The sequence below is a fragment of the Streptomyces sp. SID4985 genome (assembly GCF_009863025.1).
Lineage (GTDB): Bacteria > Actinomycetota > Actinomycetes > Streptomycetales > Streptomycetaceae > Streptomyces.
Genome location: NZ_WWIR01000495.1, coordinates 1 through 5,904, shown reverse-complemented (window position 1 = coordinate 5,904; position 5,904 = coordinate 1). Strand labels below are relative to the sequence as shown.

General features: G+C 70.4%; 5 protein-coding genes and 1 pseudogene. 4 read left to right on the top strand and 2 right to left on the bottom strand.

Annotated features, from left to right (window positions below; translation table 11 throughout):
* Positions 1 to 771, bottom strand: a 771-nt coding sequence (locus tag GTW40_RS21830) for a substrate-binding domain-containing protein (RefSeq protein WP_161181885.1), incomplete at its 3' end; no start/stop codon positions are given.
* 49 nt (positions 772 to 820) lie between these two features.
* Entirely contained in the window at positions 821 to 2,260 is a 1,440-nt protein-coding gene (locus GTW40_RS21825) for a gamma-aminobutyraldehyde dehydrogenase (RefSeq protein ID WP_161181884.1), read from the bottom strand.
* Positions 2,261 to 2,465: 205 nt separating this feature from the next.
* On the opposite strand from GTW40_RS21825, the gene GTW40_RS21820 reads away from it, so the two are divergent.
* The 4 genes and pseudogenes from GTW40_RS21820 to GTW40_RS21805 form a co-directional block, all read left to right on the top strand.
* The gene (locus GTW40_RS21820) at positions 2,466 to 2,984 is read left to right on the top strand and encodes an Lrp/AsnC family transcriptional regulator (protein ID WP_161181883.1); all 519 of its coding nucleotides are present in this window, start codon (positions 2,466 to 2,468) and stop codon (positions 2,982 to 2,984) included.
* A gap of 2 nt (positions 2,985 to 2,986) precedes the next feature.
* Entirely contained in the window at positions 2,987 to 4,351 is a 1,365-nt protein-coding gene (locus GTW40_RS21815; RefSeq protein ID WP_343245757.1) for an aspartate aminotransferase family protein, read from the top strand.
* 205 nt (positions 4,352 to 4,556) lie between these two features.
* Complete coding sequence (locus GTW40_RS21810) at positions 4,557 to 5,297, top strand: ATP-binding cassette domain-containing protein (protein WP_161181881.1); 741 nt, start codon at positions 4,557 to 4,559, stop codon at positions 5,295 to 5,297.
* Positions 5,279 to 5,904 (top strand): annotated as a pseudogene (locus GTW40_RS21805) (hypothetical protein); the annotation flags it as partial. The gene GTW40_RS21810 and the pseudogene GTW40_RS21805, both read left to right, overlap by 19 nt.

Sequence of the window (5,904 nt, the reverse complement as noted above, 5' to 3'; positions counted from 1 at the left end):
GGTGTAGTCGTTGCCGGTGAAGCGGCGGATCTGGCCGCGGCGGACCTGGTGTTCGACCTGGTCGCAGATGGTGTGGAAGTCGTTCGCCGTCCACTTGGTGATGTCGACGCCATTGGACTGCATCAGCAGCGCGAACGCCTCGTCCAGACCGGAGAGCAGCGTCACCCGGCCCTTGAGGTCGGGTGCCCAGAGGTCCTTCACATTACGGATCTCGCGGCCGAGCCTGCGGTGGTTGTAGGCGATGCCGGTGATGCCGGACTGCCACGGCACGGTGTAGAGGCGGCCCGGGTCGAAGGCGGGCGAACGCAGCAGCGGGTCCAGGTACTTGGCCACGTTGGGCTGGTGGGCGCGGTCCATCCGCTGGACCCAGCCGAGACGGACGTACCGCGCGCACATCCAGTCGCTGATGACGATCAGGTCGCGGTCGGTCGGCCGGTGGTTCATCAGCGCGGGGCTGATCTTGCCGAAGAACTCGTCGTTGTCGTTGATCTCCTCGACGTAGTCGACGGAGATCCCGGTGCGCTTCTCGAAGGCGTCCAGCGTGGGCCGCTTGTTCGGGTCGTCGTCATCGGTGTCGATGTACAGCGGCCAGTTCGACCAGACCAGCCGGTGATCGGCCGCCGAGCGGTCCGGCGCCGACCGCTCACCGGCACGTACGTACGCCGAGGGCACCCCGCACCCGGCCAGAGCGCCGAGCGCGGCGGTGCCCCCGAGGGCGCGCAGCAGAGACCGGCGGGAGGGGGCGGAACCACGAACAGAGGTGTGAAGCACCCGGAAAGTGTGCCGCCCCGTACCGGAAAGGAACAATCCGACCGGTGGATCAGCCTTCCAGCGACGTCATCACGTGCTTGATCCGCGTGTAGTCCTCGAACCCGTACCCCGACAGATCCTTGCCGTAGCCCGACTTCTTGAAGCCGCCGTGCGGCATCTCCGCGACCAGCGGGATGTGGGTGTTGATCCACACGCAGCCGAAGTCCAGCTTCTTGGACATCCGCATCGCGCGCCCGTGGTCCTTGGTCCACACCGAGGAGGCGAGCGCGTAGTCGACGCCGTTGGCCCACTCGACGGCCTGGTCCTCGTCGGTGAAGGACTGGACGGTGATCACGGGGCCGAAGACCTCGTTCTGGATGATCTCGTCGTCCTGGAAGACGCCGGAGACGACGGTCGGGGCGTAGAAGTAGCCCTTGTCGCCGACCCGGTGGCCGCCCGCCTCGACCTTGGCGTGGGCGGGGAGCCGCTCGATGAAGCCGGAGACCTGCTTGAGCTGGTTGGGGTTGTTCAGCGGGCCGTAGAGCACGTCCTCGTCGTCCGGCTGCCCGGTCTTGGTCTCCTGGGCGGCCTTGGCGAGCGCGGCGACGAACTCGTCGTGGATGGACTCCTGGACGAGGACGCGGGTGGCGGCCGTGCAGTCCTGGCCCGCGTTGAAGAAGCCCGCGACCGAGATGTCCTCGACGGCCTTGGGGATGTCGGTGTCCTCGAAGACGACGACCGGCGCCTTGCCGCCCAGCTCCAGGTGGACCCGCTTGAGGTCCTTGGCGGCGGACTCGGCGACGGACATGCCCGCGCGCACGGAGCCGGTGATGGAGGCCATGGCGGGGGTCGGGTGCTCGACCATCATGCGGCCGGTGTCGCGGTCGCCGCAGACGACGTTGAAGACGCCCTTGGGCAGGACCGAGCCGAGGATCTCCGCGATCAGGACGGTGGAGGCGGGGGTGGTGTCGGACGGCTTGAGCACGACCGTGTTGCCCGCGGCGATGGCCGGGGCGAACTTCCACACCGCCATCATCATCGGGTAGTTCCACGGCGCGACCTGGGCGCAGACGCCGACCGGCTCGCGGCGGATGATGGAGGTCAGACCCTCCATGTACTCGCCCGCGGAGCGCCCCTCCAGCATCCGGGCCGCGCCCGCGAAGAAGCGGATCTGGTCGACCATGGGCGGGATTTCCTCGGTGCGGGTCAGCCCGACCGGCTTGCCCGTGTTCTCCACCTCGGCCGCGATCAGTTCCTCGGCCCGCTCCTCGAACGCGTCCGCGATCTTCAGCAGGGCCTTCTGCCGTTCGGCGGGGGTGGTGTCGCGCCAGGCCGGGAAGGCCGCGGCGGCGGCCGCCATGGCGGCGTCCACGTCCTCCTGCCCGGACAGCGGCGCGGTCGCGTACGCCTCGCCGGTGGCGGGGTTGACCACCTCGGTGGTCCGTCCGTCGGCGGCGTCCCGGAACTCACCGTCGATGTAGTTGCGCAGACGACGCAGCTCGGTGCTCACTGCCGGCCTCCTGATCTGGTTCGAGGGTTCGAGCGGTCCCGCCCCGGAGGCCGCGTGGCTGTCCGGTGGCTGAGACAGCCCAACCCTAGTCGCGACACCCACGTTTTCAACACCCCCACCACCACCGGTCCTGCGAAATCCGCACACCGCACGCTCGTAAACAACGAATTTCATCGATCGAGCCTTGCGAAACTGTCGAGACGTCGTGCACAGTGAAGCCGTGGCCAGTCGAAGCGCAGAACACAGAGACTCCGCCCGCGAGTCCAGGAGCGGCACTCCCCAGCTGGACGCCGTCTCCCTCGCCATCATCGAGCAGCTCCAGGAGGACGGCCGCAGGCCCTACGCCGCGATCGGCAAGGCGGTCGGGCTCTCCGAGGCGGCCGTGCGCCAGCGCGTGCAGAAGCTGCTCGACCAGGGCGTGATGCAGATCGTCGCCGTCACGGACCCGCTCACCGTGGGCTTCCGCCGGCAGGCCATGGTCGGCATCCACGTCGAGGGCGACGTCGAGTCGGTCGCGGACGCGCTGACCTCCATGCCGGACGTCGAGTACGTGGTGATGACCGCGGGCTCGTTCGACATCCTCGCCGAGATCGTCTGCGAGGACGACGACCACCTGCTGGACGTGATCAACCGGCGCATCCGGGCCCTGCCCGGCGTGCGCTCCACCGAGAGCTTCGTCTATCTGAAGCTCAAGAAGCAGACCTACATGTGGGGAACCCGATAACCGTGACCCAGAAGGACCTCAGCCGCAGCGCGTACGACCACCTGTGGATGCACTTCACCCGCATGTCCTCGTACGAGCACTCCCCCGTCCCGACCATCGTCCGGGGCGAGGGCACCTCCATCTACGACGACAAGGGCAAGCGGTACCTCGACGGCCTCGCGGGCCTGTTCGTGGTGCAGGCCGGGCACGGCCGGACGGAGCTGGCCGAGACCGCCCTCAAGCAGGCCCAGGAGCTGGCCTTCTTCCCGGTGTGGTCGTACGCCCACCCGAAGGCGATCGAGCTGGCCGAGCGGCTGGCCGGGTACGCGCCCAGGGATCTCAACAAGGTCTTCTTCACCACCGGCGGCGGCGAGGCCGTCGAGACCGCCTGGAAGCTCGCCAAGCAGTACTTCAAGCTCGTCGGCAAGCCCACCAAGCACAAGGTCATATCCCGTTCGCTGGCCTACCACGGCACCCCGCAGGGCGCCCTGTCCATCACCGGCCTGCCCGCGCTGAAGGCCCCCTTCGAGCCGCTGGTGCCGGGCGCGCACAAGGCCGCGAACACCAACATCTACCGCGCGCCGGTCTTCGGCGACGACCCCGAGGCGTTCGGCCGCTGGGCCGCCGACCAGATCGAGCAGCAGATCCTGTTCGAGGGCCCGGACACGGTCGCCGCGGTCTTCGTGGAGCCGGTGCAGAACGCCGGCGGCTGCTTCCCGCCTCCGCCCGGGTACTTCCAGCGGGTGCGCGAGATCTGCGACCGGCACGACGTGCTGCTCGTCTCGGACGAGGTCATCTGCGCCTTCGGCCGCCTGGGCACGATGTTCGCCTGCGACAAGTTCGGCTACGTCCCGGACATCATCACCTGCGCCAAGGGCATGACCTCGGGCTACTCCCCGATCGGCGCGACGATCGTCTCCGACCGCATCGCCGAGCCCTTCTACCAGGGCGACAACGTCTTCCTGCACGGCTACACCTTCGGCGGCCACCCGGTCTCCGCCGCCGTCGGCCTCGCCAACCTCGACCTGTTCGAGCGCGAGGGCCTGAACCAGCACGTCCTCGACAACGAGGGCGCCTTCCGCGCGACCCTGGAGAAGCTGCACGACCTGCCGATCGTCGGCGACGTACGCGGCAACGGCTTCTTCTACGGCATCGAGCTGGTCAAGGACAAGAACACCAAGGAGTCCTTCGACGGCGACGAGATCGAGCGCATCCTCTACGGCTTCGTCTCCAAGAAGCTGTTCGAGAACGGCCTGTACTGCCGCGCCGACGACCGGGGCGACCCGGTGATCCAGCTCGCCCCGCCGCTGATCTCGAACCAGGAGACCTTCGACGAGATCGAGCAGATCCTGCGCGCCACCCTGACGGAGGCGTGGACCAAGCTCTGACCTCCCGCGCGGATGCCTCCGGTCGGTCGACCGGCCCCGGCCCCGGCGCCGCCCGTTCGAGTGAGAACGGCGGCCCGGGGCCGTGTGCTGTCCGGCCTCCGGCCGACGGCTCCCTAGCGTGCCCAGTGACCGATCGGCCCGGCGTTTCGTTCCCCCGGACGGGGGACCGGACACGGGAAAACGGATCAGAACCGAGGTGTACGCCATGGAGGCCCCGCCGGACAACGACGTGCTCTGGGCACGCTCGCTCACCTTCAGGCACCCCGACGGCTCGCCCGGAGTCGCCGGGATCTCGCTCGGTGTGCGGGAGGGCGAGATCCTCGCCGTCGGCGGCCCGCGCGGCAGCGGCAAGACCACCCTGCTGCGCTGTCTGTCCGGCCAGGTCAGGGTGCGCGACGGCGAGGTCTGGTTCAACAGCTCCCCCGTGCACACCATGGGACCGATCGCCCGCGAGCGGCTGCGCCGCGACCGGTTCGGCTGGATCGACCCGGCCCCCGCCCTCGTCCCCGAGCTGAACGTCTGGGAGAACGCCGCGCTCCCCCTGATGCTGCGCGGCACCACCCGGCGCCGGGCCAAGGTGGCCGCCATGGAGTGGCTGGAGCGCCTGGACATCGGCGACAAGTCCCGCAAGCGCCCGCACGCGCTGGTCCACGCCGAACGCCAGCGCGTCGCCATCGCCCGCGCGCTCGCCACCGGCCCCACGGTCCTCTTCGCCGACGAGCCGACCGCCCCGCTGCACCGCGCCGACCGGGGCCATGTGCTGCGCACCCTCACCACGGCCGCCCGCTCCCACGGCATCACCGTGGTCCTCGCCACCCACGACCCCGAGACGGCGGCCCTCGCCGACCGCACCGTCTCCCTGCTCGACGGCCGGCGTGTGAAGACCGTGCATCTGCCGGACGCGGAGGAGAAGGAGGGCCGGGCCGCGTGCTCGCTCTCCGCCTGACCCGCGCGGCCCGGCCCGCCGTCCAGCTGCGCCGTCTGCTGGTGGCCGCGGCCTCGGCGGGCACCGGGTTCCTGCTGCTCGGCTCCCTCGGCTACGCGCTGGGCCACTCCGCGACCCCGGGCGCGGGCGCGCTGCGCCTGGCCTGGTGCGTGGCGCCGCTCGCCGCCACCGCGTATCTCGCGCTGGCGGTGGCCCGCACAGACCCCGGCACCCGGCCGCGCCCGGGCCTCTCGGCGGTCGGGCTCGGCCCCGGGCGGCTGATGGCGATCTCGGCGCTGACCACCGCGCTGTCCTGTGTGCTGGGCTCGACGGTGGCCCTGATGTTCTTCCTGCATCTGCGCGGCGACATCACGGGGATGCCCTTCGACGGCGACGGGGCCAAGCTCCTCGCCGCCGACCAGCCGCTGCCCGTACCGGCCGCGCTGACCCTGCTCCTCCTCGCCCCGGCCGTCGCCTCGTTGACGGTGGCCCTCGCCCTGCGCCCGAGCGAACGGCGCTCCGGGGCGCGCTGGTACGACACGGCGCTCGGACGCCGTCCGGTCGAGGCCCCCGAGCCCCCGGCCGACGGCAAGGCCGCTGGCGCGGCCGACGGCACGGTCGACGGCGA

Coding starts and splice junctions, on each gene's coding strand:
- GTW40_RS21810 (WP_161181881.1), top strand. CDS start 4,557: ATGGAGGCCCCGCCGGACAACGACGTGCTCTGGGCACGCTCGCTCACC.